Annotated in this window: 27 protein-coding genes; 19 read left to right on the top strand and 8 right to left on the bottom strand. The window is 65.6% G+C overall.

Annotated features, from left to right (window positions below; genetic code table 11):
* Positions 1 to 14 precede the first annotated feature (14 nt).
* Genes ACWZHB_RS03035 through ACWZHB_RS03025 form a run of 3 tightly spaced genes read right to left on the bottom strand, consistent with a single transcriptional unit; the run spans position 15 to position 3,186 of the window.
* Entirely contained in the window at positions 15 to 1,145 is a 1,131-nt protein-coding gene (locus ACWZHB_RS03035) for a lipase family protein (protein ID WP_427906409.1), read from the bottom strand.
* Positions 1,142 to 2,380 (bottom strand): cutinase family protein, encoded by a 1,239-nt coding sequence (locus tag ACWZHB_RS03030; protein ID WP_427906408.1) that lies wholly within the window; start codon positions 2,378 to 2,380, stop codon positions 1,142 to 1,144. Before ACWZHB_RS03030 ends, ACWZHB_RS03035 begins: the two co-directional genes overlap by 4 nt.
* Positions 2,377 to 3,186 (bottom strand): hypothetical protein, encoded by an 810-nt coding sequence (locus ACWZHB_RS03025; RefSeq protein WP_427906407.1) that lies wholly within the window; start codon positions 3,184 to 3,186, stop codon positions 2,377 to 2,379. Before ACWZHB_RS03025 ends, ACWZHB_RS03030 begins: the two co-directional genes overlap by 4 nt.
* A gap of 741 nt (positions 3,187 to 3,927) precedes the next feature.
* On the opposite strand from ACWZHB_RS03025, the gene ACWZHB_RS03020 reads away from it, so the two are divergent.
* The 3 genes from ACWZHB_RS03020 to ACWZHB_RS03010 all read left to right on the top strand — a co-directional run bounded on the left by ACWZHB_RS03020 (position 3,928) and on the right by ACWZHB_RS03010 (position 7,320).
* A complete protein-coding gene (locus ACWZHB_RS03020; RefSeq protein ID WP_427906406.1) occupies positions 3,928 to 4,776 on the top strand; it encodes a helix-turn-helix domain-containing protein in 849 nt (282 codons plus the stop codon).
* Positions 4,777 to 4,959: 183 nt separating this feature from the next.
* Positions 4,960 to 5,733 (top strand): MmyB family transcriptional regulator, encoded by a 774-nt coding sequence (locus ACWZHB_RS03015; protein ID WP_427906405.1) that lies wholly within the window; start codon positions 4,960 to 4,962, stop codon positions 5,731 to 5,733.
* A gap of 414 nt (positions 5,734 to 6,147) precedes the next feature.
* Positions 6,148 to 7,320, top strand: coding sequence for a hypothetical protein (locus ACWZHB_RS03010; protein WP_427906404.1), 1,173 nt, complete (start codon positions 6,148 to 6,150; stop codon positions 7,318 to 7,320).
* On the opposite strand, the gene ACWZHB_RS03005 is transcribed toward ACWZHB_RS03010, so the two are convergent.
* The 4 genes from ACWZHB_RS03005 to ACWZHB_RS02990 form a co-directional block, all read right to left on the bottom strand.
* On the bottom strand, positions 7,238 to 7,975 hold the full coding sequence (locus ACWZHB_RS03005) for an HAD family hydrolase (RefSeq protein ID WP_427906403.1): 738 nt from the start codon (positions 7,973 to 7,975) through the stop codon (positions 7,238 to 7,240). The genes ACWZHB_RS03010 and ACWZHB_RS03005 overlap by 83 nt on opposite strands.
* Positions 7,976 to 8,036: 61 nt before the next feature.
* Positions 8,037 to 8,483, bottom strand: coding sequence for a hypothetical protein (locus ACWZHB_RS03000; protein WP_427906402.1), 447 nt, complete (start codon positions 8,481 to 8,483; stop codon positions 8,037 to 8,039).
* 32 nt (positions 8,484 to 8,515) lie between these two features.
* Positions 8,516 to 9,352 (bottom strand): hypothetical protein, encoded by an 837-nt coding sequence (locus tag ACWZHB_RS02995; RefSeq protein WP_427906401.1) that lies wholly within the window; start codon positions 9,350 to 9,352, stop codon positions 8,516 to 8,518.
* Positions 9,339 to 9,929 carry a hypothetical protein gene (locus tag ACWZHB_RS02990; protein ID WP_427906400.1) on the bottom strand — a complete coding sequence of 197 codons (591 nt, stop codon included), beginning with the start codon at positions 9,927 to 9,929 and terminating at the stop codon, positions 9,339 to 9,341. Before ACWZHB_RS02990 ends, ACWZHB_RS02995 begins: the two co-directional genes overlap by 14 nt.
* A 777-nt stretch (positions 9,930 to 10,706) precedes the next feature.
* Here ACWZHB_RS02990 and ACWZHB_RS02985 point away from each other — a divergent pair.
* The 15 genes from ACWZHB_RS02985 to ACWZHB_RS02915 all read left to right on the top strand — a co-directional run bounded on the left by ACWZHB_RS02985 (position 10,707) and on the right by ACWZHB_RS02915 (position 22,388).
* Positions 10,707 to 11,093 carry a DNA-directed RNA polymerase subunit beta gene (locus tag ACWZHB_RS02985; RefSeq protein ID WP_427906399.1) on the top strand — a complete coding sequence of 129 codons (387 nt, stop codon included), beginning with the start codon at positions 10,707 to 10,709 and terminating at the stop codon, positions 11,091 to 11,093.
* Positions 11,094 to 11,482: 389 nt separating this feature from the next.
* Complete coding sequence (locus ACWZHB_RS02980) at positions 11,483 to 11,773, top strand: hypothetical protein (protein WP_427906398.1); 291 nt, start codon at positions 11,483 to 11,485, stop codon at positions 11,771 to 11,773.
* Between the two features lie 78 nt (positions 11,774 to 11,851).
* Positions 11,852 to 12,010 (top strand): hypothetical protein, encoded by a 159-nt coding sequence (locus tag ACWZHB_RS02975; protein WP_427906397.1) that lies wholly within the window; start codon positions 11,852 to 11,854, stop codon positions 12,008 to 12,010.
* A gap of 205 nt (positions 12,011 to 12,215) precedes the next feature.
* A complete protein-coding gene (locus ACWZHB_RS02970; protein WP_427906396.1) occupies positions 12,216 to 12,818 on the top strand; it encodes a Scr1 family TA system antitoxin-like transcriptional regulator in 603 nt (200 codons plus the stop codon).
* A gap of 110 nt (positions 12,819 to 12,928) precedes the next feature.
* Complete coding sequence (locus ACWZHB_RS02965) at positions 12,929 to 13,723, top strand: SAM-dependent methyltransferase (RefSeq protein WP_427906395.1); 795 nt, start codon at positions 12,929 to 12,931, stop codon at positions 13,721 to 13,723.
* A gap of 236 nt (positions 13,724 to 13,959) precedes the next feature.
* A complete protein-coding gene (locus ACWZHB_RS02960) occupies positions 13,960 to 14,100 on the top strand; it encodes a hypothetical protein (RefSeq protein WP_427906394.1) in 141 nt (46 codons plus the stop codon).
* Between the two features lie 57 nt (positions 14,101 to 14,157).
* Positions 14,158 to 14,850 (top strand): 6-phosphogluconolactonase, encoded by a 693-nt coding sequence (locus tag ACWZHB_RS02955; RefSeq protein WP_427906393.1) that lies wholly within the window; start codon positions 14,158 to 14,160, stop codon positions 14,848 to 14,850.
* A gap of 2 nt (positions 14,851 to 14,852) precedes the next feature.
* Positions 14,853 to 15,926 (top strand): ROK family protein, encoded by a 1,074-nt coding sequence (locus ACWZHB_RS02950; protein WP_427906392.1) that lies wholly within the window; start codon positions 14,853 to 14,855, stop codon positions 15,924 to 15,926.
* Between the two features lies 1 nt (position 15,927).
* The gene (locus tag ACWZHB_RS02945) at positions 15,928 to 17,055 is read left to right on the top strand and encodes a sedoheptulose 7-phosphate cyclase (RefSeq protein ID WP_427906391.1); all 1,128 of its coding nucleotides are present in this window, start codon (positions 15,928 to 15,930) and stop codon (positions 17,053 to 17,055) included.
* The gene (locus ACWZHB_RS02940) at positions 17,052 to 18,164 is read left to right on the top strand and encodes a hypothetical protein (protein ID WP_427906390.1); all 1,113 of its coding nucleotides are present in this window, start codon (positions 17,052 to 17,054) and stop codon (positions 18,162 to 18,164) included. Before ACWZHB_RS02945 ends, ACWZHB_RS02940 begins: the two co-directional genes overlap by 4 nt.
* Positions 18,161 to 19,240, top strand: coding sequence for a hypothetical protein (locus ACWZHB_RS02935; RefSeq protein ID WP_427906389.1), 1,080 nt, complete (start codon positions 18,161 to 18,163; stop codon positions 19,238 to 19,240). Before ACWZHB_RS02940 ends, ACWZHB_RS02935 begins: the two co-directional genes overlap by 4 nt.
* Positions 19,237 to 20,355, top strand: coding sequence for a DegT/DnrJ/EryC1/StrS family aminotransferase (locus ACWZHB_RS02930; RefSeq protein WP_427906388.1), 1,119 nt, complete (start codon positions 19,237 to 19,239; stop codon positions 20,353 to 20,355). The genes ACWZHB_RS02935 and ACWZHB_RS02930 overlap by 4 nt, the downstream gene beginning before the upstream one ends.
* The gene (locus ACWZHB_RS02925; protein ID WP_427906387.1) at positions 20,352 to 21,035 is read left to right on the top strand and encodes a ribulose-phosphate 3-epimerase; all 684 of its coding nucleotides are present in this window, start codon (positions 20,352 to 20,354) and stop codon (positions 21,033 to 21,035) included. The genes ACWZHB_RS02930 and ACWZHB_RS02925 overlap by 4 nt, the downstream gene beginning before the upstream one ends.
* Before the next feature lie 207 nt (positions 21,036 to 21,242).
* The gene (locus tag ACWZHB_RS02920) at positions 21,243 to 21,692 is read left to right on the top strand and encodes a GNAT family N-acetyltransferase (RefSeq protein ID WP_427906386.1); all 450 of its coding nucleotides are present in this window, start codon (positions 21,243 to 21,245) and stop codon (positions 21,690 to 21,692) included.
* 51 nt (positions 21,693 to 21,743) lie between these two features.
* Positions 21,744 to 22,388: an NUDIX hydrolase gene (locus tag ACWZHB_RS02915; protein ID WP_427906385.1), complete on the top strand. Its 645-nt coding sequence runs from the start codon at positions 21,744 to 21,746 to the stop codon at positions 22,386 to 22,388.
* 155 nt (positions 22,389 to 22,543) lie between these two features.
* Here ACWZHB_RS02915 and ACWZHB_RS02910 read toward each other — a convergent pair whose 3' ends face one another.
* Positions 22,544 to 23,017 (bottom strand): DUF6083 domain-containing protein, encoded by a 474-nt coding sequence (locus ACWZHB_RS02910; RefSeq protein WP_427909063.1) that lies wholly within the window; start codon positions 23,015 to 23,017, stop codon positions 22,544 to 22,546.
* Positions 23,018 to 23,367: 350 nt separating this feature from the next.
* Between ACWZHB_RS02910 and ACWZHB_RS02905 the strand changes: the two genes are divergently transcribed.
* Positions 23,368 to 23,592 (top strand): hypothetical protein, encoded by a 225-nt coding sequence (locus ACWZHB_RS02905; RefSeq protein ID WP_427906384.1) that lies wholly within the window; start codon positions 23,368 to 23,370, stop codon positions 23,590 to 23,592.
* Positions 23,593 to 23,700 lie beyond the last annotated feature (108 nt).

Raw genomic sequence — 23,700 nt, 5'->3', positions numbered from 1 at the left:
GTTCCCCGGAGGGGTCATGGGCGGCTCGTGTGCTCGCTTCCGGTCTCTGCCGGGGTGAGCGAGGTCGCCGGCCGACTCGTGAGGTCCTCGCCGAGCCGGGCCAGGACATCGCTGACCGCGAGGTGGGCGGTGGAGCGGTGATCGGCCTCGTACTCACGCCAAGACACGATCGCGCCGCGCTGCCGGTAGGCGATGAGCGTGCGCCGACCAGCGCGCACGGGCACGACGAGGTCGAGCTCACCGTGATAGAGGTGCAGCGGCATGGGCGGTTTGGTGTGGGCGAGCGTTTCGAGCGCCAGCACTCGCCGCCACCAGTGATCGTTCCAAGGGTCCGCACCTTTGGTCCAATGCGCCAATGGTTGCGGGAACCTCTCTCGCAGTTCGACACCGGTGAGCTGTTGTGCCTCGGCGACCGCTTTCAGCCCGGCCTCGCTGAGCACGTGACGCAGCGGGAGCTGGTCATAGGCACGGGCGAGCCCGATGAACCCAGCCAGTCCCAGTCCCGCGACCGCACCCTCACTGATCGCCGAGGCCACGGCCACCAGATCGGAGACGACAGCTCCGGCGGCGATGCCGCGCAGGTCCACTTCGGGTGCGTACCACGGTTGCAGTTCCCCGGCAGCGGCGGCGACCCGTCCTCCGTCGGCGTATCCCCAGGCCACGACGGGGGCGACGGGCAGATCGAGGTTCGCACCCCGATACACAGCTCGAGCTAGGTCGAGCACGGCCCTGGCCCCGTCACGTGCCGCGAGGAAAGTGTGTGGCCCGGTTGCTACGCCGAGTCCTTGCCCGTCTGGGATGGCGACCACCCACCCTCGCTCGAGGGCCGCTTCGATCGCGTAGGTGTCGGGTTCGGTGCCGGTGGAGAGGAGTTGCGAGGGCGCGCACACTCCCGCGAGCCCGCGAAAAGGTGGGCAGTACATCAGGATCGCGGTCTTGCCGGGCTCGGCGGTGGCTTCGGGGATCAGCACGATCGCCGAGGCGGGCAGCAGTTGCCCGCGTGAGCCGGTGGTGACGTAGATGACCTGCCAGGCCCCGGCTGCCCCGGCGAGTTGGGAGGCGAAGACGGGCCTGGTGCGGACGAGGTCGCCGGGCCGGGCACCGTCGCGCAGGATCGGTGTTTGGTAGAAGTCGCTGAATTTCACTGGTATCTCCCGGCGAGGTCGTAGGCGAGGGCGGTCATCCACGCGACCGAGCTGGCGAGTTGCCCGGTCGCGTGATAGCTGGTGTGGCGTGCGGTGGTATCGGCGTAGCGAAGCAACACCGTCGGATCGAGCAGATCGGCGTTGTCGGCGACCAGCTGGCCCCACGCGGCCGACAAACGTGCGGCGAGGTTTGGCAACTGGGTGAGCGGGTTTGCGGCTACCACGGCGGTGATCTGCGCCCACTTCGCTGACGCTGCGGCATTGTCCGCAGGGCCCGGAGCGGGCGTGCGGGAGTCGGCGGCGTCGGTGAGGCGCTGGGCCAGACTCGCTGCGGGCACGTAGTCGACGAACCCTGGACTGATCGGGAAGTCGTTGAGCACCACGGTCGTCCAGGCGTCACCGAGGGTGGAGGACAGCAGCGACTGGATCGAGCCGAGCGCAGCGATCGGGTCTCGCAAGTCGGCCTGGGCAGCGAGCTGGGCCGACATCCGCAATAGTGCGGCGCGATCGGGTGCCGAGCAACTGAGGTCACCTTCGACGCAGATGTCGGCGACTCGGCCGGTCAGCGCGCCGTAGTCGATGCCCGAAGTGGTGGCGATTCCGCCACCAGAGGCGGGCGCGGTGGTGATCGCTACTTGCGATACCGCTGCCCCGCTTGTGCCGGGGGCCGGGTCCGGTGTCGTTTGTCCGGGGCGGCCGGGGATCACCGGTGAGCCCGGCGCGCGTTGCGGATCGGAGAACAGCGCGATCCCCGCGACCCGTCCAGGATCGACGGGGCCTTCCCCGGCCCCGACCGCCTGAGCGAAAGACGAAACCACCTGCGCGCCTTGGGAGTACCCGACAGCAGCCAGGGCAGTGCCGGGGCAGTCGGCATCGATCCGCCCAGCAGTATCGGTGAGCCCGGCCAGGCCCGCGCCCGCCGACACCGCGTAGGGGTCGGTCCCGCCACCGGTGCCGACCGCACCGCCGAACGAGGCTGGATAGCCGATGTAGCTGCGCGCCACCAGATGTGGTGCGGCAGCCACCACCGGGCCGAGCAGCTGCCCGAGCATCCCGCTGTCAACCGTCTCAGAGGCGCCCGGCGAGGACTCGCTGGTGCCCTGCACCCCGAGCACCCACAGCGCCGGGCAGCTCGGCCCCGCCGGAGACGGTTGCGCGACAACGGTGCCCGGCGCGCAGAGGCTACCGGCGAAGGTGGCCAGAACGGCTGCGGTGAGGACACGGCTGGCGGTCATGGCTGGCCCACCCCTGCGCCCGCACCGAAGCCAGCACCGACCGTGCCGCCGACCAACGCGCCCACGGCCGCAGCTGGCACACCGGCCACCAGCGCGCCCGCGACCGCCCCGGCCGCCGCACCGATTGCCGTACCGGCCACGCCGGAGGTAATCGTCCCGATCACCGGGATCGCCACCACCGTTCCGATTGCGGCCCCGGCGATTCCACCGACCGTGCCGCCCGCCAGCGCACCCACCGCCGCACCGGCCACTGCGGCCGGGGCACCGGTTATCGTGCCGCCGATCGCGCCACCGGCCCCGGCACCGGCGACCGTGGCCCCGGCCACCCGATCCGAACGCCCGGCCGGGAGCCCGACCGAGTCCAGGAACGTCGCGGCCTGGGCTTCCAGGTCGGCGGCGACGGTGTTGATCGTGTCGCCGACCTCGGGCGGCAGCCATTCCGGGTCGGGGAATTGTGCCGTCCCGATCCGGATCGTGTCCGGCGGTGGCTCGATCGGCGCGACCGGTTCCACCGGCACCGGAGTGTGTAGCTCGAGCACGTACACCGGCGGCGCGGGCTCGGGTGAGGGAGCCGGGCGCGGGGACGGGCCGTTGCGGACCTCGGGTGGCTGCTCGACATACACCGGTGGCTCAGGCTCCGGGGCCGGAGGCGGTGCGGGAGCCTGGGTTCCGGGTTGTGCAGGAGCTGTGACGCCGGGCTGGTCCGCGATCGGGGCCAGCGGTGCCATCGCGCTCGCGGGCTGGGTGGCTAGCATCATCAGCACCGGCACGGCACCAGCGGCCACTAGGCGGCCACTCCACAGCATCCGCCCTCCGTAGGGCAGACGAGGGCTGCGGGCCGGGTGGCAGCCTTGCACCGGGAGCGCGACAGCGACCGACGATGTATTCCCATTTTTGGGCATGACAAATAACCCTTCAATGAAGGTGGAAAAAGAACAGGGAAAAGACCAGGGAGAAGACTAGGAATTGCGCGAATTTGCGACAAATTCCCGTGTCTCCCGGCTGTGGATCGCAGCCGGGAGAGTCGGGCTCTCGATTCTTCTAGCCTGCGAGAACCTGTTGGCCGATCAGAAGAACGGCAGCACCTGTACCGCGATCGCCAGCGCATTCGAGACTAGCGACGCACCAGCGCTGAGTACCGACAAAACTGTGTAGAGGTCCATGATTTCCCTTTCGGAGGAGGTTGGGGTACCTCACCATCACAGCCCCGAAAACCAGTGCAGCGCTACCCTTTCGACTGGTAAAAATTGTGGTACCACTCCGGTTACCACCCCGCCGACAGCGGGTGGCCTGCGCCGATCGGCGAAACTGGTAAGAAAAGTGTCAGATAAGAAAATTTCCGGGGCCTGTCCCCCCGCCAAAAGGACACTCCGAATACCCGACACGCCCGACGCGGCGGTGGTAGCTAATTGTCAGCCAGGTCACAGCGAATTATTGGTGGCCGGACCGCTCCCTTTCTGGTACGAATTAATCAACTCGGGGGAGTCAACCCTTCAACCTAACTCCTGGTGGAGGGCAACGGAAGACCGTAGTAGGAGGGGCTTGATATGAACCGGAGGACCAACCCGACCAACGATCCGCGGCGAGGCCAGGGGCGCGCCGCATCCGAGCTACCTGACCTGGGCCGATGGGTGCGCAGGGTCCGCGAGCATCGCGACCTCTCCCGGCCCGAGGCCGCCGGCCTGCTCAAAATCAGCTACGAGCTGCTCAAGAAGATCGAGTACGGCACCGCCCCGTGCACCCTGCCGGTGCTCGAGCAGATGATCACCACCTACGGCCTGGATATGGCCCAAGCCCGCCACACCCGCGACCTCGCCCGGACCCCTGTGTCGCTGGACCCGGTCGAGGAACTGCGAACCCGACCCAGCGCTAGCGACCACCTCTCGACACTGAGCAGCCTCGACGAGCGCGGCCTCGTCGGCGCCTACATCGACCCCTTGTGGTCGTTGGTCCACGCCAACAAACGATTTCGCTCCGAGCTGCCCGGTATCGACTACTACGACGACAACGTCAGCTTGTGGTTCTTCCATCCCGACACGACCGCACACACCGCCGAATCCCTTGTCGTGGACTGGGATATCGCCGCCGCCTACCTGGTCGCGTCCCTGCGCGCCGCGTTCGGCATCTACCGTCAGAGCCCACAGGCACAGGCCCTGTTCGAGAAGTTGTGTGGTTCAGTCATTTTCACCGAGTTGTGGAACACCAGGCTCGGGGTCGCCTACGGCTACCAGACCGAGGAACCCCTCCGACTCTGCGAACCCGGCACCGGAGAGTTGTACTGCGTCCGGATCCACCTCGGTGCCAAGGGTCGTACACACCTCGGCACCAGAGACACCCCGGATCTCCGATTCTGCATGGGCTACCGCGACCCCTGCGACCCACCGACCCACCTCTGACCCGCCCCGCTCAACAACGACTCGTCTTAGCGAACACGCAGCGAGACAACCGAACACCGACACAGGAGCAGACAATGACCGCTGTCTTCACCCGCACCAGCCATCACGACGCCAAACCGGGACCTCGTGCCCAGCGCGAGGTGGACATCGTACTCATCCCACCGCACATGCGAGGCCAATGACATGTTCAACCCGCCTCTGCTACCCGGGATGCCCGACTTCCACGACTCGGTGGAATACCTGCGCCACAACCGCAAGCTATCCCGCGAATCCACAGCCCAAAAGGCTGGAATCAGCAGCACTCACCTCAACGAGATCATCTGGCAACGCAAGATTCCCGGCTCCACCGTGTTCGATAAACTCGTCTGGTTCTTCGGCTTGACACCCGCACAGCGGTGGCACCTGGAAGAGCTGATGCAGCCCTCCGGGCGTCTGCTGTCCACTGACGAACTGCGCCGCCGCCTCACCGATCAGGGAGTCCAAGCCCACCTCGACTACCTCGACCAGCACGAGGTCCTCGGCGGCTACGTGGACCCGCTCCAGACCGTCGTGCACGGCAACGAGGTACTCCACCGGATGATGCCCGGCCTTGGCAAGGTCGACCACAACGTCATTCGTTGGATGCTCACCCCCGCCGCCCGCGACCGCGTCTACGGCTGGCACGGCGAATTGCTTTACCTGGTCCGTAACCTGCGCACTGTGCTCGCCCGCTATCGCGACGATCCCCAGGCCCAAGAACTGTTCCACACACTGCGGAAAGACATCGCCTTCCGCAGCGCTTGGGACGGCACCCCGATGCAAGTCGCCTACAACTGGCCCCGCACAACACCGATGCGTCTGCGCGTACCCGGCATCAGACAACCGCTCGCACTCAATCTCGAGATCAACGAATACGGGGCATGCTCCACCGTCCTCATCGTCCACGGCCTCTACAGCACAGCCGCAATCGCTTGCTGAGAACACCTCTGCCGCATGGTAGTCACCTGCAACGTCGGTCCGGCCGCAGTCGAGATCGGGTTCGTCGACCGGATGCTGGTACAGATCGGGTCTTCAAGCAGCAGCGATCTGGACCGGCAGTAGTGGGGTACCGTTGGATCTATCGTTTGCATTTCCCAGGTCAGAGGCAGGAAAGTAGGGGCGGCGATGATACGAGGGCGGGGATGGACCGGCTTCGAAGCGGTTGCGCTGCAGGAAGCGATGCGAAAGTCGAACCGGGAGTTCGCGGCCCTGCTGGGTGTCGAGAAGACAACGATCAGTAATTGGCGTTCGGGACTGAGCGTGGTCACACTCCGACCCAGAACGCAAGAAATCTTGGACACAACCTACGCACAACATGCAACGACAGCAGACAGGGCTCGGTTCGATCAGATCGTGGCCGAAGGTGAAGCCGCGTGGAGATACCGACACCCCGCGTTCTCGCACGAGGCCACAGCACCAACGAAGGCCGAGCTCTCCGCCTCTCCTCTCAACGACTCTTTGCCGGTGAAGAACAATCCAGGGGTCGTCGCGGCATTCGATTTCAACACGACTTCGCCACTGAGACGATCGCGAGCGGCTTCGGAGAGGTCCCTGAGCAGCTTCGCCGCCGTCACTCGTCTATTGGCGGGCCAGCGTCAAAGCATTGCACCCGACGCGCTGATCGGCCCGATAGAAGCTCATCGAGACGCCGTCGCCGCCCTGTTTCGCGCTGCGACCGATGACCGCGTCAAGCAGCAAGCTGGGGCGCTGCTGGGCGAGGCATCCGTTGTGGCGAGCCGGGTGTGGAGCGCCATCGGTGACCGCGACATGGCGCTCACCCACTGTGCATTCGCCCGGAAGCTCGCGGACGAACTCCAAGACAAGACGATGAGCGGGATTGCGCGCATATTCGAGAGCAACCTTCGATCCGACGCTGCAACGTTGATCAGCTCGGACGGCGATGTCGTCATCGGGCTCCGAGTACTCAGGGAGGCCGCGAACTTCTCCGACTATCTGCCGCCCGCCGCGCGAGCACGGATCGGAGCCGAACAAGCGCAAGCCTACGCAGTGCTGGAACTCCGGGACGAATGCGAGCAAGCGCTGACCCGAGCACAACGTGCGGCCGACGACATCGATGACCATGACCGCGCCGGACTGTTCAGCGATTGGAACACCACCCGCATCCAGGTCTATGTCGGGACGTGCCGACTTCTCCTCGGCCAACCGAAACGAGCGATCGCCGCGCTCAACGAAGCCTTGGCGACGCCCGAGATGGACAGCCCCAACGTCGCTCTCGCCGCCCACGTTGACCTAGCCAGCGCGTACGCCCTGTCCGGCGAGCTCGAAGAAGGTTGCAGAGTCCTCGGCGAAACCTACGACGAGCTGGCGACGATGGGCAATCATCGCGGCATCGAGCGTGCACAACGAGCCATCGAAAGGATGGCTCCCTGGCAACATGAGAGGCCGGTCCTCGCGTTGCGCGAGCAGTTAGACAGCATTCCGGCTATCGATCGATCCCAACGGTCGACTGGATCGCTTGCGCCGAGCGGATCGCTTGCAACACCGCCTCCGGGTCCAACTCGCTGACGATCGCATCCGGCGAGTGCTCCGACAACTCTTCTCGCGTCAGTCGGTGCGCTACGGCAACAACTCCGAATCCAGCGTGTCGAGCGGTGGCGACATCGTTCGGCGCGTCGCCGATGATGACGGTTCGCCCGGGATCTATCGGGTGCCCGTACTTTGCTCGGAACCGGTCGGCGACGAACGCGGGCAGATCGAACCGGTCCCGCGCATCGGAGCCGAACGCGCCGATGTCCAGGTCCAGATGTGAGTCAAGGCCCGCAACCGAAAGCTTGAACTCAGCCGAAATCCGCAGGTTGCCCGTGAGGGCGGTCTGAACATATCCATGTTCGGCCAACGCGGTGATCGTATGGGCAGCACCGGGATACGCGGCCTGGTCGCGGGCTAGTTCCGCCGCACCGTCGGACATGACCTCCATCAGTACATCGGCGTACCGGTTGAAGCCATCTTCAGCCGCTTCACTGGTGACACCGGACGCGATTGCCGTGTCGACAACAATGGACTGGTCTGTGTAGCCGTGCACCCGTGACGGGGGAAAAACGACGGCGGACTCCTCGACGTCGTACGTGCGAGCCACGGCCCGTCGGAGCCAACGCAAGTCTGCCGGGATCAGCGTGCCGTCAACGTCCCAGACGATGAGTCCCGCCTGTGTCTCAACCATATTCACCGATCTTTCAGTTGGCGGTGCTCGGATACCGAAGGTGCATCAGCGGTTGGCATCGCTAGTCCCTCGCTGCGCCTTCTGGCCATACGATGTCGACCGGAACGCCGCGCTGTCGCGCCAGCGCGACCACGGTGCCGGTGCCTGCGCGCTGACCGTCATGGCCGTCCCAGACCGCGACCATCCGATCGACCCCCTGGACGAGCGCCTCGTTCGCGGCCTCGTAAGCTTCGCGGCCCGCACTGTCGAAGTCCATGACCCGCACCGTAGCGGCGCGGGCGACCAACGCATCAAACTGCGCAAGGTGGTCCGGCTTCACCTTTGCCTCGCGGTAGTCGATCGATGGCAACACCACCTCCAGCCGACCTCCGATGTCGAGGACGGCTTCGGCGAACACGCTGTCGGCACCCCTGGCGATGCAGGAGATGCCCACGAGATCGGGAATTCCGGCGAGCAGATCAGTGATCGCTTTCCGCACCAGGTCGGCTGTCGCGGCGGTGATGTTCATGTGTCCGGTGACGCTGATCCTCATGCTGCCCATCATGCCGGGGAGTGCACCAGTAGGCGCAGCATGTCCCGCAGCTCGGCCACTGGTCGGCTGGTTCCGCATTCGCCTGCGCGCTGGTACAGCTCCAGGGCTTTCGCCTGGACACGATGGGAACTGGTCCTGCTGACGTCCTCGATGGCGGCTTCGCCGAGGCGGAGAGCTTCGGCGTATTCGCCCTGGATGAGTCGGGCCTCGGCTATTCCGAGCCGATCCAGTGCGCTGGAACGCCATCGTTCGGGGCGCCGCAACGCGATGGCCAAGGTGATCGCTTGGGCGGCTTCGTCGGCGAACTCGGGCTCGGTTCGGGCGAGTTCGAGCAGGCGGCCACCGAGTGTGCCGGACAGTTCTGCTGCGTCGAAGTAGTGCATCCAGTAGGGGTCGTCAGCCGGGCAGGTATCGGCGAAGGCGGAGTGGGCCTTGTCGGCGGCGCGTTGGAATGCAGCTGGGCGCCCGAGTTTGGCGTATGCCCACGCTTCGCGGGTGTGGAGCAGTGCGCGGGTGGTCGGGGTGATCGACCGTCCGACGACGTCTTGGGCGAGGCGCACGAGTTCGAGGGCATCGTTCGCGCGGTCGCGGGAGTAGACGATTCGATCGACGCCGTTGCCCTCGGATTGCAGGGTCAGCATCTGGCGCGCGAGGCCGGCGAGTGCGTTGGCGAACAAGCTCGGGTCGTCGGCCTCACGCGCGGAACGGGCCGAGAGCATGTAGTAGCCCTGCGCGGTGTGCTGCTCGGCGGAGTCCCAGGACATGGTGGCCGCCGTTTCGGCGAGCAGAGCACGGATGTGGCCCAGGCGCTGACGTCGACCGGGGTTGGTTTCAGCAGCCACCATGTCGTTCACCTCGGACAACTGGACCGACGACGGCTTTGCGTCGCAATCCACCGCCGAACTTGTCGTCCCACTCACGAAACAGCCGGGCGGCATGCTCGAGTTCGTCGAGTTCCTGGGCGCCGGTGCCGGTGACGACCGGGACCGGGCGGGTGGTGCCGCGCTGTTGACGCAGCCAGCGTTCGAGAGGTTCGAGGAGATACGCGCCGACGACGACCCCGATGAGCGTTGTCCCGGCTTCGCGGCGATCCACGAGAAGGTCCTTCCGTGCGAGGTCGTCGGCGACGTCCTCGCACGACGCCTTCCAGATCGCCGGATCAGCGTCGATCTCGAGGGTGCCGGGCGCGAGTGCCCGCCGGGTTTGCAGTTGGTTGAGCTTTGCTCGCTGGCCTGGGGTGGCCGCGGTGAGGACGGCCTCTAGTCGGTCGGCGTGCTCGGGGCGGAGCGTGATCGTTTCCTGGCGCTTGCACCACTTCTTGATCGTGTTGATGTGGATGCTCGCGCGAACAGCGAAGCGTTCGTGCGACAGGTCCAGTGCTTCGCGCAAATCCGCCGCGTCCGCTCCTGTCCACTTCTTCATAGTCGACTCCTGGCCCCTCGCGAAAGGGATTGTGTACCAGCGTGTACCGGGCATGTACCGGCGCGTGTACCGCGTGTACCTACGTGGACTTCCGGGATTAATTGTCAACCAGCAAGGTTGTTTGTGCGCCCGGTACCGGTTTCACTCCGGCACTGGGCGGAATCAAATTTCCAGCGATTCAACCGTAGGCGGGTGGTCCAATGCTGGCCAGTCTCAGTTCATTTCAGGCGACGACACGTGTCCCTCACGTTATGGCTCCCCGTAGTTTCCAGGAGCTGGCCGGGAAATGCGACCAGTACGCCACCGGTAGGCCACCACTGTGCGGTTCCCGCCGATGCTGTGGGCGGGCCACGATTGGAACCAGAACCCGTTTCAGGGAATCCGTAGCGAAAACGTCTAACGGGTGCCCCTCGTTATTTGGAAGCGTCACCAGGGAGGCCCGCGCATGAGACACTCCGACGAGCTGAACCCGCAGCTTGCGGCGAGGCGTGCCCGGTCATCGGGCGGTAGCGTCAGCTCTTCCGTCGACTCGCTGCCCGTCGCTGAGGCTACTCACAACCAGTCGCGTGCCGAGCTTGTCAGAGCGCTCGAGGCGATGGCGTTAGCCGGGTTTCTCACGACTGCGCCCGCTGTAACCACGACCGAAGCCGCCGACACGGCGGACGTGACCGCGTCAGCTGGGGAGTGGCGGTGACCCAGACCAGCGCACCCAGGGCATGGACCGAATCGCCCCGCTCACGCTGCCAGTTCTATCGGAGCGTGTGCTCGCTGCCTACCGTGATCGACCCGGCCTCGGGGCGGATCATGATGCGGGCCGGTTTTGTCGGGGCGGTGATGATGCCGACCGAGCTGGCTCAGCGGGTCAAAACCAGTCTCGACCTTCGCGGTGTCGCGCCGTTGTCAATCATCGGTCACCCCCGCGCAGAAATGTGGACATACCTTGTCCGGGCCGACATTCAGCCGATCGGTGACCCCGCCGAGGTAGCTCGCTTGTGGAAGGCGCGAGTCGTGGTAATCCGCGATGGTGACATAGCGTTGCCGTCCCCGGTGCCGGACCCGCTGATGATTCGCACGTGGGTGTCCCCGGCCACCAGCGCTTTCCGTCCCTCGGGGACTGTGGTGATCGAATGCGCGCTATCGATCTTGAGGCAGACCGGGCAATGAACAACGGCGGCCGGTCACCTCGCCCTGACGAACCCGACGTTCGCCTTTCGGTCGAATTGGCCGGTGTGCGCGTGTATTTCGCCGCGTGCCTGACGGCCGCACTGGTGTTCGTCTGTGATGTGGCCGCCCGCCGTCCCGGCGCAGTCGCTGTCTATCCCGGCCACTGCGCCGGATTGCCCCGGCTTCCGAACGAGAAATTGTTCCTACAGCCCTGACCCGCGCCCAGCGCACCTTCCGACCGCCCGAATGACCTTGGCACGACGGCCCGGTGAGACCACACGACACCTCACCCGGGCTTGCCCCGCGCCAAGGCGGCCCCGGGAGTCGTTCCCAGCGACTGCCGGGGCCACCCCCAACCCCGCCACCCACACCGAAGGACCGATAAAACCATGTACGCGAAGTTCGACACCACCACTGCCTCCACCCCACGGTCACACCGCCACCGATGGATAGCGGCGGGAGTGCTGGTAGGGCTCGCCGCACTGGCAGTCGTCGCGGTGGTGACGGCCCCGGACGGGAGTGCGCAGCCGACCGGTTTCGCTTGCGAGGAAACCTCCGGACCCGACGTGGTCACCGGTTCCGGGCCCGGTGACACCACCAACGGCCCGGCCGCGATCCTGGGGTTCAATCACGCCTACTACGTGGACCGATCCGCCGAGCAGGGGCGCGCCGATTCCTGACAGCCGACTCCGCGATCGCCACTGGTGACCGGTTTGCAGACCGGGATCGACGCTGCGCCTACCGATACCCGCCACTGCGTGAGCATCTCACCGTTGACCACCGGCGGCGAGTCGGCGCAGTGGGCGGTGACCGTGGCCGAGTTCCGGCCCAGCACCGAGCCCTGGATCGCCCGACAGACGGTGACCACCCGCACTGTCGACGGGGTGACCCTGATCAGCGAGATCACCCTGGCCTGACACGGGGCCGTTCACACAGACCACCTGAATACCTCGGACCGAATCCGGCGCCCCTCCGAGCCGGTCGGGTCCGAGGGTGGGGAACGTCCCCGGACGCCGACCAACCTCCCGGCCTCCGGGACGCCTACCCGACCCACACGAACCACACCCGGTGGAACCCTCCACCGAATCCCAACCAACGAAACGACTTGGAGAGGTTAGAACCATGGTCAACACGAGCCGGTACGACACCACCGATGGCGGGCCGGAAACGTTGCAGCGCTTCCTGATCGCCAGCGAGTCCGACACCATCCATCAGCGCTCCTACAGCACCAAACTCCTCCCGGGACTGTTGCAGACCCACGACTACGCCCGTGCGTTCTTCGACAGATGCTCGGCCGTGATGGGTATGGCCGACGACAGCGAGGAGCTTGCGCTCGCGCGCCTGCAACGCCAGACCGTTCTCGACACGCCCGGGTACGAGTTCCACATGCTCATCGACGAGGCCGCGCTGCGAGTCACCGTCGGCAGCTGCGAGGTGATGACCACCCAGATCCGCCACCTGATGAACATCTTGACCGCTCGCGCACACGTCCGCATCGGCATCATCGCCCTCAACGCCGAATTCCTCGCCCCAGCAGACAGTTTCGACTTCAGCACCGCCACCGACTCCGACAACGAGCGAATCATCGATCCGTTCGAGAACACCGACACCGTCGAGCTGGTCGAGCGAACCTTCGACCTGCTCGCCACCACGGCCGTCTACGGCGAGGAAGCCCACGCCATCCTGGCCCGGGCGCTGGCCAGCCACACCGAGTCCGGCATCTGATCCATCCGACCGCCCGCGAGCCCCCGCAACAACCCGACGCCGTCATCCCTTGTCACGGCGACCAGGAGGTTTGTTCGGTGATTCGCGGCACCCTCCGGCGAGGACAGGACATGACAACCCCCAACGAGACAGTGCTGGACACCAGCCGCCCCAACACCGCCCGTGTGTGCAATGCGTTGCTGGGCGGCAAAGACCACTACGAGCTCGATCATGTGATCGCCAAGCCCCTTGTGGACAGCCAGCTCGCGACCGCCATGACCGAAGCGCGCCTCTTCGCGCGGCGCGCGGTCGAATACCTCAGCCACACGCATCAGGTGACCCAGATGGTCGAACTCGGCTGCGGACTCCCGCTACACCCCGACATCGGTGAGATCGCCAACCACGCAAGTGACACCGCCCGCGTCCTCTACATCGACAACGACCTCCTCGCCGCCACCCACTCCCGTGCCCTGCTGACCGAACCGAACAACGCCGTCGCCAATATCGACCTCACCGACACCGCCGCCGTCCTCGCCGAGATCACCGCGGTCATGGACTCCACCGCGCCTTTGGCGGTCTGTCTGTCCGGGACCGCTGAACTCCTCGCCGACGCCCCCGCCGTCCTCGACGCCCTGACTCGCCAGCTCCGGCCCGGAACCTGGATCGTGTTCAGCCACATCACCGACGACAACGCCGGAGACGACATCAGCAGCGCTGTCGCAGCTCTGGGCGACGCGGGCATCGCTTTTCACTCGCGCGACCGCGACACGATCACCACAATGCTGGCCCCCTACCGGCTCGTCGAACCCGGGTTGATCGCGCCGCACCGGTGGCGGCCCACCGATACCGAGCATGACACTCTGCGGCCCCTGCACCCCGGCACCTGGGACCTGGCCGCCTACGCCGCCATCGGCCAACTGCCGTAGCGCGAAAGGACACGAAACGATGGGTTGGGACCACGACAGCGACGACGAGTACGAGGGCGGCACAGAGCAGAGGCGTACTACGGACAGCTCGGGTTCATGCGCCGCGCCGGGATGACCGCGTACGTCGACAAGCTTGTCGCTGGTGGGCCACCTCCGCCCATGGCCGCGACGGCCCGATCGGGTGGCTGGTTTGGCATTAGCACCACCTGCCCACGCCTGAAGAACTCGCCCAGCTCGTGGACCGGCTGCTCGGTGCGGGGTTGATCACCGCCAGCCAGCTCAGCGCCCACACCTTGGCTCCCCACGACGCGACCCGCATCGCGACCTTGCGGGCACTGATTGCCGCCCGCACCGCCGACGACCATCCATCCGGATAGGGGGCATTCGACTTCGATCTTCGTCCCGGCTACGTCTCGACACCCAGGAGGTACCCAATGCCGCTGACATGCGCGGTCCACGAAACAGCAGCGGATCTGGCCTCGGCAGCAGCCGATCTGATTGCCACACATATCTATTCGGCAATCGACGCATCGGGAGAATGTCTCATTGCGGTGGCCGGTGGAACGACACCGGTCTTGACCTATCGAGAGCTGCGCAGACTCGATATCGATTGGGCCAAAGTCGTTTTTGTTCAGACCGACGAGCGGGTGACACCGCAGCCAACCGATCGATCCGCTGGGTCGATCGAGACTGCCCTGGGTCTGAGCGAACCGGGTCATCGCGCAACCTGGTGCCCGATTCTGGTGAGCGGGGACAGCCGGGAGACCGCTGCGGCATATGACGAACAACTTTCGCGAATGCGCGCCGAGGGCGTACCCGACATCGCGGTCCTCGGGTTGGGAACCGACGGCCACACGGCCTCGATCTTCGACCACAATCTCTACGAAGCACCCCTTCAGCGGGTGGTTGCCACGACCTATCAACGCGAGACGCGAGTCAGCCTCGGGTTGAACTATCTGCGGGCGGTGCCGACTCGAATCCTGCTGGCCACTGGATCCGGTAAGAGTGCGGCACTGGCGAAAGTCCTCACGCCCGCCATAGGCGCTGCTCCGGTGCCAGCCGCTGTCGTGCTCGGTGAGGACGGTTATGTCTTGGCCGACGCCGCCGCCCACCCAGGCCAGGCGTGAGAATGAGGAACGTAGCTGGCGATGGCCGTCCGGTGATCGTGTTCGATCTGGGCGGGACGTGGTGGCGTTGCGCAATTTTGTCCCCATCCGGTGTGCTCACCGATCACGACCGGCACCCGGCAGTGACCAAGGCCGGTACCGGGAGCAATACCGCCACACTGCGCGAGCTGATGGTGCAATTTCTTCTCGCCCAGACCCGTCGACTTCTCGAAATCCATCCCGGTGTCGCGGATGTGGGGATCTCGATCGGTGCCGCCACCAACGGTCACACCGGACAGATCCTGGCCAGTGCGCCGCTGTGGGGTGACAGCGCCGACCCCTTCGATCTGCGAGTAGTGCTGCGGGAGAACGAATCACGAGCCCGGTGGTGGGTGGTCAACGACGTGACAAGTCTCGCGATAGCGATCGCCAACAGGCGCGAGGTCCGGGAGTTGGGCGTGAAAACTGTTGCGGCGGTGACGGTCAGCAGCGGGATCGCCGCGCGCACCATCGACGTGGATTCCGGCGAGGTGGTCTTGGACCCGGTGCACGGGATTCAGGGCGAAATCGGTCATCTGCCAGCAGTTGTCACAGCAACACTGTCGACCGATCCGCCGGTGTGCGATTGCGGAGCTGTCGGCCACGTCTCTGCCATCGCGGCGGGCAAGGCGATCGACCGACAGCTCGCGCAGCTGGCGAGCATCTTGGGTGCGGACGCGACCACCGAACCATCACCACTGGCTCGCCTGTTTGCCGCGCTGGAGAACAACAATCCGCACGCCACAACGTTTCTCGACTCGGTGACCGCCCCGCTGGCGCGAGCACTGCTGTACCTGCTGACCATCGACGCCCGCATCGAGCACGTGTTCTTGTCCGGCGGGGTGGTCGACACACTCGCCGATCACTACATGAACAGCATGTACCGCTGTCTGGAAGCCGACGGTCTCTACCTCGTCTCCACTCACCAGCCCACCGTCTTTCGCGACCGGATCTCGCGGCTGGAATCCGATGGGCTCGATCCACTGCGCGGAGCGGGGCTTTTCGCTCGCGCGCAATCGCTACCGGCAACCGCCCGGCCTGGGGGAAGGAACTACTGACATGGACCGCATCTGGGGTATCGCTGCGACACAAACGATGTGCTACCGAATCCGACGGACACGAGACTGCCTAGACCCCGACAACAGCGACCTGGCCGACGCCGTGGGCATCGGCAACCGTCGCACGCTGGTCTTCGTCGACTCGACGGTCATGAGCTTTTTCGGCGACAAGATCCTCGCCTACTTCGACACCTACAGCTCACTGTGCACCGTCGTGCCGATCGAAACGACCGAGCGCACCAAGAACTCCGAGACGGTGAGCCGGATCGTCCGCGAGTACGACAAGTTCGGACTCAGCCGGCGTCGCGATGCCGTCGTCGCCGTCGGCGGTGGAGTACTGACCGACGTGGTCGGCTTCGCCGCGAGCATCTACCGCCGCGGCGTGCCTTATGTCCGAGTGCCGACCACCTTGTTAGGGATGGTCGACGCTGCCGTGGGCGTCAAAACCGGGATCAACTTCAACGGCCGCAAGAACCGGCTCGGCACCTACTACGCCTCGAGCGAGACCCTCGTCGACCCGAGCTTCCTGTCAACATTGCCCGACCGTCAGATATCCAACGGGATGGCCGAGATCCTCAAGATCGCACTGGTCAAAGACAGCGGGCTGTTCGACCGCATCGAGCGAGAATGGACCACCGCTCCCGGTTTCGCGGCCAACACCAGTGTCAGCGGCCCCATCATCGACGCCGCGATCACAGCGATCGTCGAGGAGCTGGAACCGAACCTGTGGGAGGACAACCTCGCCCGACTGCCCGACTTCGGCCACACCTTCAGCCCCTCGTTCGAGCTGGCAGCGAAACCGAAGCTATACCACGGTGAAGCGGTCGCCATCGACATCGCTCTGTCGTGTGTGCTCGCCCAACAGCGTGAACTGATCGACGACGAATGCCTGGGCCGAATCCTGACACTGATGGCCCGCGTCGGACTGCCGCTGAGCCACACCTGCATCACCGACGAAATGCTGCGAGCGGGCTTGTCGGACTCGATACGCCACCGCGACGGCAACCAGAACATCCCGCTGCTCACCAAAATCGGCACCGCGATCTTCGCCCAAGACATCACCTCGACCGAGCTGACCACAGCAGCCGAGACGGTGCGCCCGTTCCATACCGAACTGTGCACCGCATGAGCACCATAGACACCGCCGCCGTCAATCGAACCCTCGTCCGCAGCGGCGATGGGCTGCATCTTCAGCGCACGCCGGTGCCGGACGCGTCCGAACCGCCCACGGTCCGCCGCGTCCTGCGAGTAGGCGTGTGTGGCACAGACCTGCAGATCCAACGCGGCGCGCGGTCCGACCGCGCCACGATCCTGGGCCATGAAGGTCTCGCCGTCACCCCGGACAAACGAGGTTGCGAGATCTTCAATCCCGTCGACCCGGGCGACCAGGACGTGATCCTGGGCCACAGCTACGACGGCATCCTGCGCGACTACGTGCCCACCGCGCTCCCCTGCGGGGTTGTGCCCGCGCACGAGGGCCTCCCAGTCGATCTCGGTGCGCTGGTCGAACCCACCGCCACCGCTCTTTACGGGTGGGAGCTGATGGCCCCACATCTGCGCCCGGCCGCCACGGTCGCGGTGTTCGGCAGCGGTTCAGCGGCCCTGCTGGTGGCGATGCTGGGCGAGGACCTCGGGTACCGGATGCAGCTCGTTCACCCGCGCCGAGAGCGACTGCGCTACATCGACCAGCTCGGCGTGCTCCCCGCGAGCACCCTTACCGATCGGACACAACGGGCCAGCATCCAAGGCGCAGTCATCTGTCTGCCGCGTGAGGCGACATACACGGCCATCGGCGCGGCTACCGCCAGCCTCTGCGACAAGGGCGCGCTCGACCTGTTCGGCGGCATCCCCGCCGGACTTCGCCACCCAGCACTGCCTGGCATCGACTTGTCGGCAGTTCGACGCTCCAACATCTGCGGGCAATCCCCCAACACCCCCTACGTTCAAGTGTTCACCCCAGCTGGCAAGCGGGTGCGAGTAACCGGGCATCGCGGGACATCGCCAGCCCACCTCGACCGAGTCCAACAGCATCTCCTCGCGTCTCCCAGCCGATTCTGCAAAGTCATCAGCCACGTGATCTCGCTCGAGGAAGCCGCCCTGTATATCCCGTCGATGGCCCGGGGTGAACGCCCTCTCGGCGAACACGTCAAGGTCGTCGTCGACCTGACGATGTCGGGGCCCGCGCGCGAGGCCGACCTGTCGACCACCGTGGCCGATCACCTCGAGGTGATCCGATGACCACACCCCTCACGACGACATACCGGCGTATCGAGCACCGCGACCAAGCCGCCTTCCTCACCACCGCCACGGTGGCCGGTGCGCCCAGCGGACTTGCGACCGACCATGTGGTGCTGGCCCCCCGAGCGGTCGGTGTCTGCCGCTCGGACCTGCGCGAGATCAGTGGGGTCCGGTTCGGGCGCTGCGACTTCGGCCACGAGATCGTCGGCAGCGTCCTCGACAGCACCCCGGCCCTGGCAGACCTGCAAGGGCGCACAGTGGTATTCGATCCGCACCCCACGCTGGCTCACCGGACATCGGGATTCGGCGAACTGGTCGAACTCAGCGGTGACTCCCACCAGTTGCGTACCGCGCTGGTCCCGGTCCCGGAAGGGATTCCCGACAAGGTGGCCGTGTTCGCCGAACCGCTGGCGTGCGCGGTGCACTGCGCTACCCGGCTGCACGCCGTCACCGCCGACCTCGGCCTGGCACCAGAGACTGTGGTCGCGGTGTTCGGTGCGGGGATGGCCGGGACCTTGATCAGTGCCGTGCTCACCGCCACCGGCTACCAGTGTGTCCTGCTCAACCCCAGCTCACCGCGTCTCGGGTTCCTACGCCGCCGCCGTGCTCTGCCCTCGCGGGTCTTCGACTCCAACCGACACCGCCCACCGTTTCAGCGCATCGTCGTGGCCACCGCCGCCGCCACACCGCACGTGCTGGAGACCTGCTCGGACATGCTCGCCGACGACGGACTGCTGCTCGTCTTCGCAGGCACACAACCTGGTGACCAGCTCGCTGGCATCGACGTCGACCGACTGCGCCGGACCGAAGATGTCGGCGGATTCGCGTGGTCGAGCGGGCGGCGCTACCTCGCGGGCACCCACGAGGCCACCTCCGCCGACTTCCAGACCGCCCTGAACCTGTTGCGGCGCAGCGCCGATGCCGGGTGGTCACCCTCGTTGTGCGTCAAGCGACTCACCACACGCATCCTCGGATTCGACGCCGCTGCCGACTATCTCACCGCCAACGCGGCCCGCGGCGACCTCGGCAAAACGATCGTGCAGATCCGCCCCTTCCTTCCCTCGGAGTCGCGATGAAAATCCCCCGCTACAACCACCGCTCCCAGTTCACAGACCTGACCGCCACCACCGAGAAGATCAGGCACACGCTGGCCACCGGCGACTACATCCTCGGAGATACCGTCGCCCACTTCGAACGCCGATTCGCCGACTACCTCGGCGCTACCCACGCGATCGGTGTCAACACCGGCACCGACGCACTGACTTTCGCCTTGACCGCGCTCGGTATCGGAGCGGGCGACGAGGTCGTCACCGTCGCCAACACCTTCCACGCCACAGCCCTGGCGATCACCACTGTCGGGGCGAGGGTGGTGCTCGTCGACTGCGAACCCGATACCTATCTGATGGATCTCGACGCGCTCGACGCAGCGTGTGGGCCGCGCACCAAGGCCATCCTCGTAGTCCACCTGTTCGGTCGCAGCCTGGACATGGGCCGAGTCACCGCCATCGCCGCCCGCCACCAGATCCCCCTTGTCGAGGACTGCGCCCAAGCCGTCGGAGCCACCTGGAACAACCAGCGGGTCGGCACCTTCGGTGCTGCCGCCGCCTTCAGCTTCCATCCGAGCAAGAATCTCGCCGCGGCGGGCGACGCCGGAGCCCTCGTGACCAACAGCCCCGTAATCGCGCACACAGTCAGGACGTTGCGCGGCCTCGGACAGGACGGCCAGGACAACCACGTCACGCTCGGGGCGAACTCCAAACTCGACGCCATCCAGGCCATCGTCCTCGACGCCAAACTCGACCAGCTCGACACCTGGAACGCCGACCGCCGCACCATCGCGGCCCGCTACACCCACGCCCTCACACATCCCGACATAACAACGCCACCTCCATCGGAAGATCCCGGCGACCACGTTTACCACCTGTATCAGGTCGCGGTGCCTCATCGCGATGCCGTTCTCGCACAGCTGCGCTCGGACGGCATCGACGCCGTCGTCCGCTACCCCGTCCCCATCCACCACCAACCCGCCTTCGCGCGCCACGGGTTCGACGGGAAGTACCCACACGCCGAGAACCAGGCAACCAGAACCTTGTGCTTGCCGATCCGACCGGACTTGTCACCAGCAGAGGTCGACTTCGTCTGTGACCGCCTGACCACCGCAATCACCGACTCCGAGGAGGCCCTCGCATGAACGTGTCCATCGCCCCGGCACTGATCGGCGCCGACACACTCGCGCTGCGCGAGGCCATCGACGGTGTCACGGCCAGCACCGCCAAGTACCTGCACCTCGACATCATGGACGGTCACTACACCCCCGCGATCAGCTTCGGCCTGCGCACTGTCGCCGCCATCCGCCAGCACACAACCTTTCTCCTCGATGTCCACGTGCAGACTCTCGAACCCGAGCGCTACATCGACGACCTCATCACCATCGGAGCGGACCGGATCAGCTTCCACATCGACGCCGCCACCGACATCGGCACCACCCTCGACACACTCCACGAGGCCGGCATCCGCAAAGGGCTGGTCCTCAATCCCGACCTCGGCCTCGAACTCCTCGACCCCTACCTGGCACACCTGGACTTCGTCGTCCTCATGACCAGCCGTCCCGGCACCAGCACCTTCGATCCCACCGTTCCGAACAAGATCCGCACCCTGCGCACCACATTGCACAACCTGAAACTCGACACCGTCGAACTCGTCGCCGACGGTGGCATCACCACCATCACCGCACCACAGATCATCGACGCCGGAGCCGACACACTCGTCGCGGGCAGCGCGATCTTCAACTCCGCCGACACCGACCTGCCCACAGCGGTTCACCGACTCGCTCACCCAGTCCAGACCGCCGCCACCGTGCGGGAGCACTGACCGAATCAGGAGACAGTTGTGCAAACAAGCCGGGCGAATGAGCTCGTGTCCGCTACAGGTCCACCGCACACCACACGGGATACGCTGGTGCCGCTGCCACCGCCGCCACGTGCGGCCGATCCCGGTGGATAGGTCGAAAACTGTTCCAGCCCTTAACTTTTCGGCTGCTCAACACGTCGAATCCGTGACGCAACACAGGAGGAGCCCATGGTGTCGCAGACACCCGAGGCGGTTGTGATCGACATCGTGGACCAGGTAGACGACGAGACCCTGGCCTCGCTGACAGGACTTCTACCTCAACTATCCACCACCGCCGCGCCTTTGACCCGTGACCTCCTTGAGGCGGTCATCGATTCCCCGTCGACGCGGCTGCTCACCGCACGGGTCGACGGAGTGATCGTCGGTGCGCTGACACTGGTCATGTACACGATCCCCACCGGGCTGCGAGCACGTATCGAAGATGTCGTCGTCGACCGAGCCGCGCGCGGGCTCGGTGCCGGACGAGCCCTGACCACCGCTGCGCTCGCCATCGCGAAAGAACACGGAGCGCGCACAGTCGACCTCACGTCGACCCCGACGAAAACCGCAGCCAACCAGCTCTACCAGCGGCTCGGATTCGCCCCACGCCAGTCCACGACCTACCGCAGGACCCCCTGACCAAAGTCGAACAGCCACCGCGACAACGCCGACCAGACCGAAGGACCCCGAATGGACAACGCTCAACCGACAGCTGAGGCCCAGATCCGGCACCACGCCATCGCCCTGGCCGCCCTCGCACACAACGGCCTCGTCTTCGCCACCGACGTCTTCGACCGGCAACGCTACGAACAGGCCGAACAGATCGCCGCGGACCTGCTCGCCCTCATCAGCAGCAGCACCGTCGAGGACCTGCAGAAGAACGTGTTCCTCGAAAAGGGATACATGACACCCAAAGTCGACGTTCGAGGCGGCGTCTTCGATGACGAGGGCCGCATTCTGCTGATCCGCGACCGCAGCGACGAGAGGTGGACTTTGCCCGGCGGCTGGTGTGACGTCCTGGAACCACCCTCGCTCGCAGTCGAACGCGAAGTCGAGGAAGAATCCGGAATCACGGTGCGCGCCAGCAAGCTGGTGGCGCTGCACGATCGTGACGTGCAGGGCCACCAGCCCGCCTTCCCTTACCACGTGTACAAGCTGTTCTTCCTGTGCGAGACCATCTCCCACGGCCAACCCAGCCCCGTCGAGACCATGGAAATCGGCTGGTTCGACATCGACAACCTCCCCGAGCTGTCGACCACCCGTGTACTCGACACCCAAATCCGACTTCTCCACGAGCATTGGAACAAACCAGATCTGCCAACCATGTTCGACTGACTGCTCGTCACCATCACGAGGTCCGAGGGCACCGCTAGCCAAGTCTCGGGCTCGGGTTACTGACGACGGGGAGTTGGCAGCCGTTCCCAGCCGGTTGGGCGCTCGACGCTGCCGCCCGGCAGATACACGCACCCGCGCCCCTCACGTGTGGGTTGTCAGAGGTTCTGTCTGGCCATCCAGTCCCTGCGATTGCCTCGCCATATAGCGAGCAACAGTGCGCCGTCCTCGGGAGCTCGTTTGGCAGGGCAAACGTCGAAGTGGGTGATCCTGCATTCATCCGTGGGGTTGGCACCGCCCAAGTTGACCGCTGTGCCGTCCCCAGCGACGCGCCAGCGTTTGCCCGGTGGGATCTTCGAAGTCGGATAGCCGCCGGGCTCGAGAAGAAGCCAGCGCCCGCGAAGCGTTCGATGCCATGAGCATTCGGTCTCGCAGTATTTGCAGGTGCTTGGCGTGCCTTCTCGCATGTCGGCTGCTGGTGCGACACGGAGCTGGTCGGCTGTTAGCTCGATGTCGATCTGCTCTGGTTCGCGGTCGGGGAAATTGACCGCCTCGTCCCAACACTTATCGCAGGCAACGGTCCGGAGAGGAACAGATCGTTCCTGCGCTCCCTCGCCCGCTCCACAGACCATGCACGCCAATATGCTCACGACGGAGATACTCTCACAATTACATTGTGCGCCAACGATTTTCCGCTGTGCCGACCGGTCTACAGCCGAGCAGAAGGCCGCCTATCACGGCAGGGAGTGCCGCCCGCAAACATGTTCACGGGCGTCTCGGTCGCCTACCGGCGCGGCATCTTCGCCAGATTGAGCACAAATGCGCCCGCCGACAGACTGGCGACGATGTTTGTCGGTGCCAATGGCGATGGCGACGGCGGTAGTGCTCGCATATGTCACGGCGTCGCCGTTGTAGAACGACAGGACGATCTCGGCCTTGCGCTGGGCAAAACCCCCTGGACAGCAGGGCGGATAATCGGAAGATGCTGCGCGTCTATCTCGACCAGGCCAAGTGGGTCGATTTGTCCAAGTATCGAGCGGGCCGCCTCGACGGCGCCTGGTTTCGAGATGTGGACACCGTCGCCTCCGAAGCCGTACGGAGCGGACACGTCTCGTTCGTGCTGTCCTTCGCGCACTACTACGAAACGCACCGTCGGCGCGATACACAAAGCCGTCTCGCGCTCGTGTCGGTGCCGACTGAATACTGATCGGATTCTGCCGTGGCGGCATCACCCGATCAGCTTTGGCTCGGCATTGACAACGGCCGCACCTTGCCGAGACTGTGCAGGTCGCGCCTCGCGGACCGCGAACGGCAC

The organism is Nocardia sp. FBN12, assembly GCF_054031145.1.
Note: the sequence above shows the minus strand (reverse complement) of the source record. Positions and strands in the feature narration are given on the sequence as shown.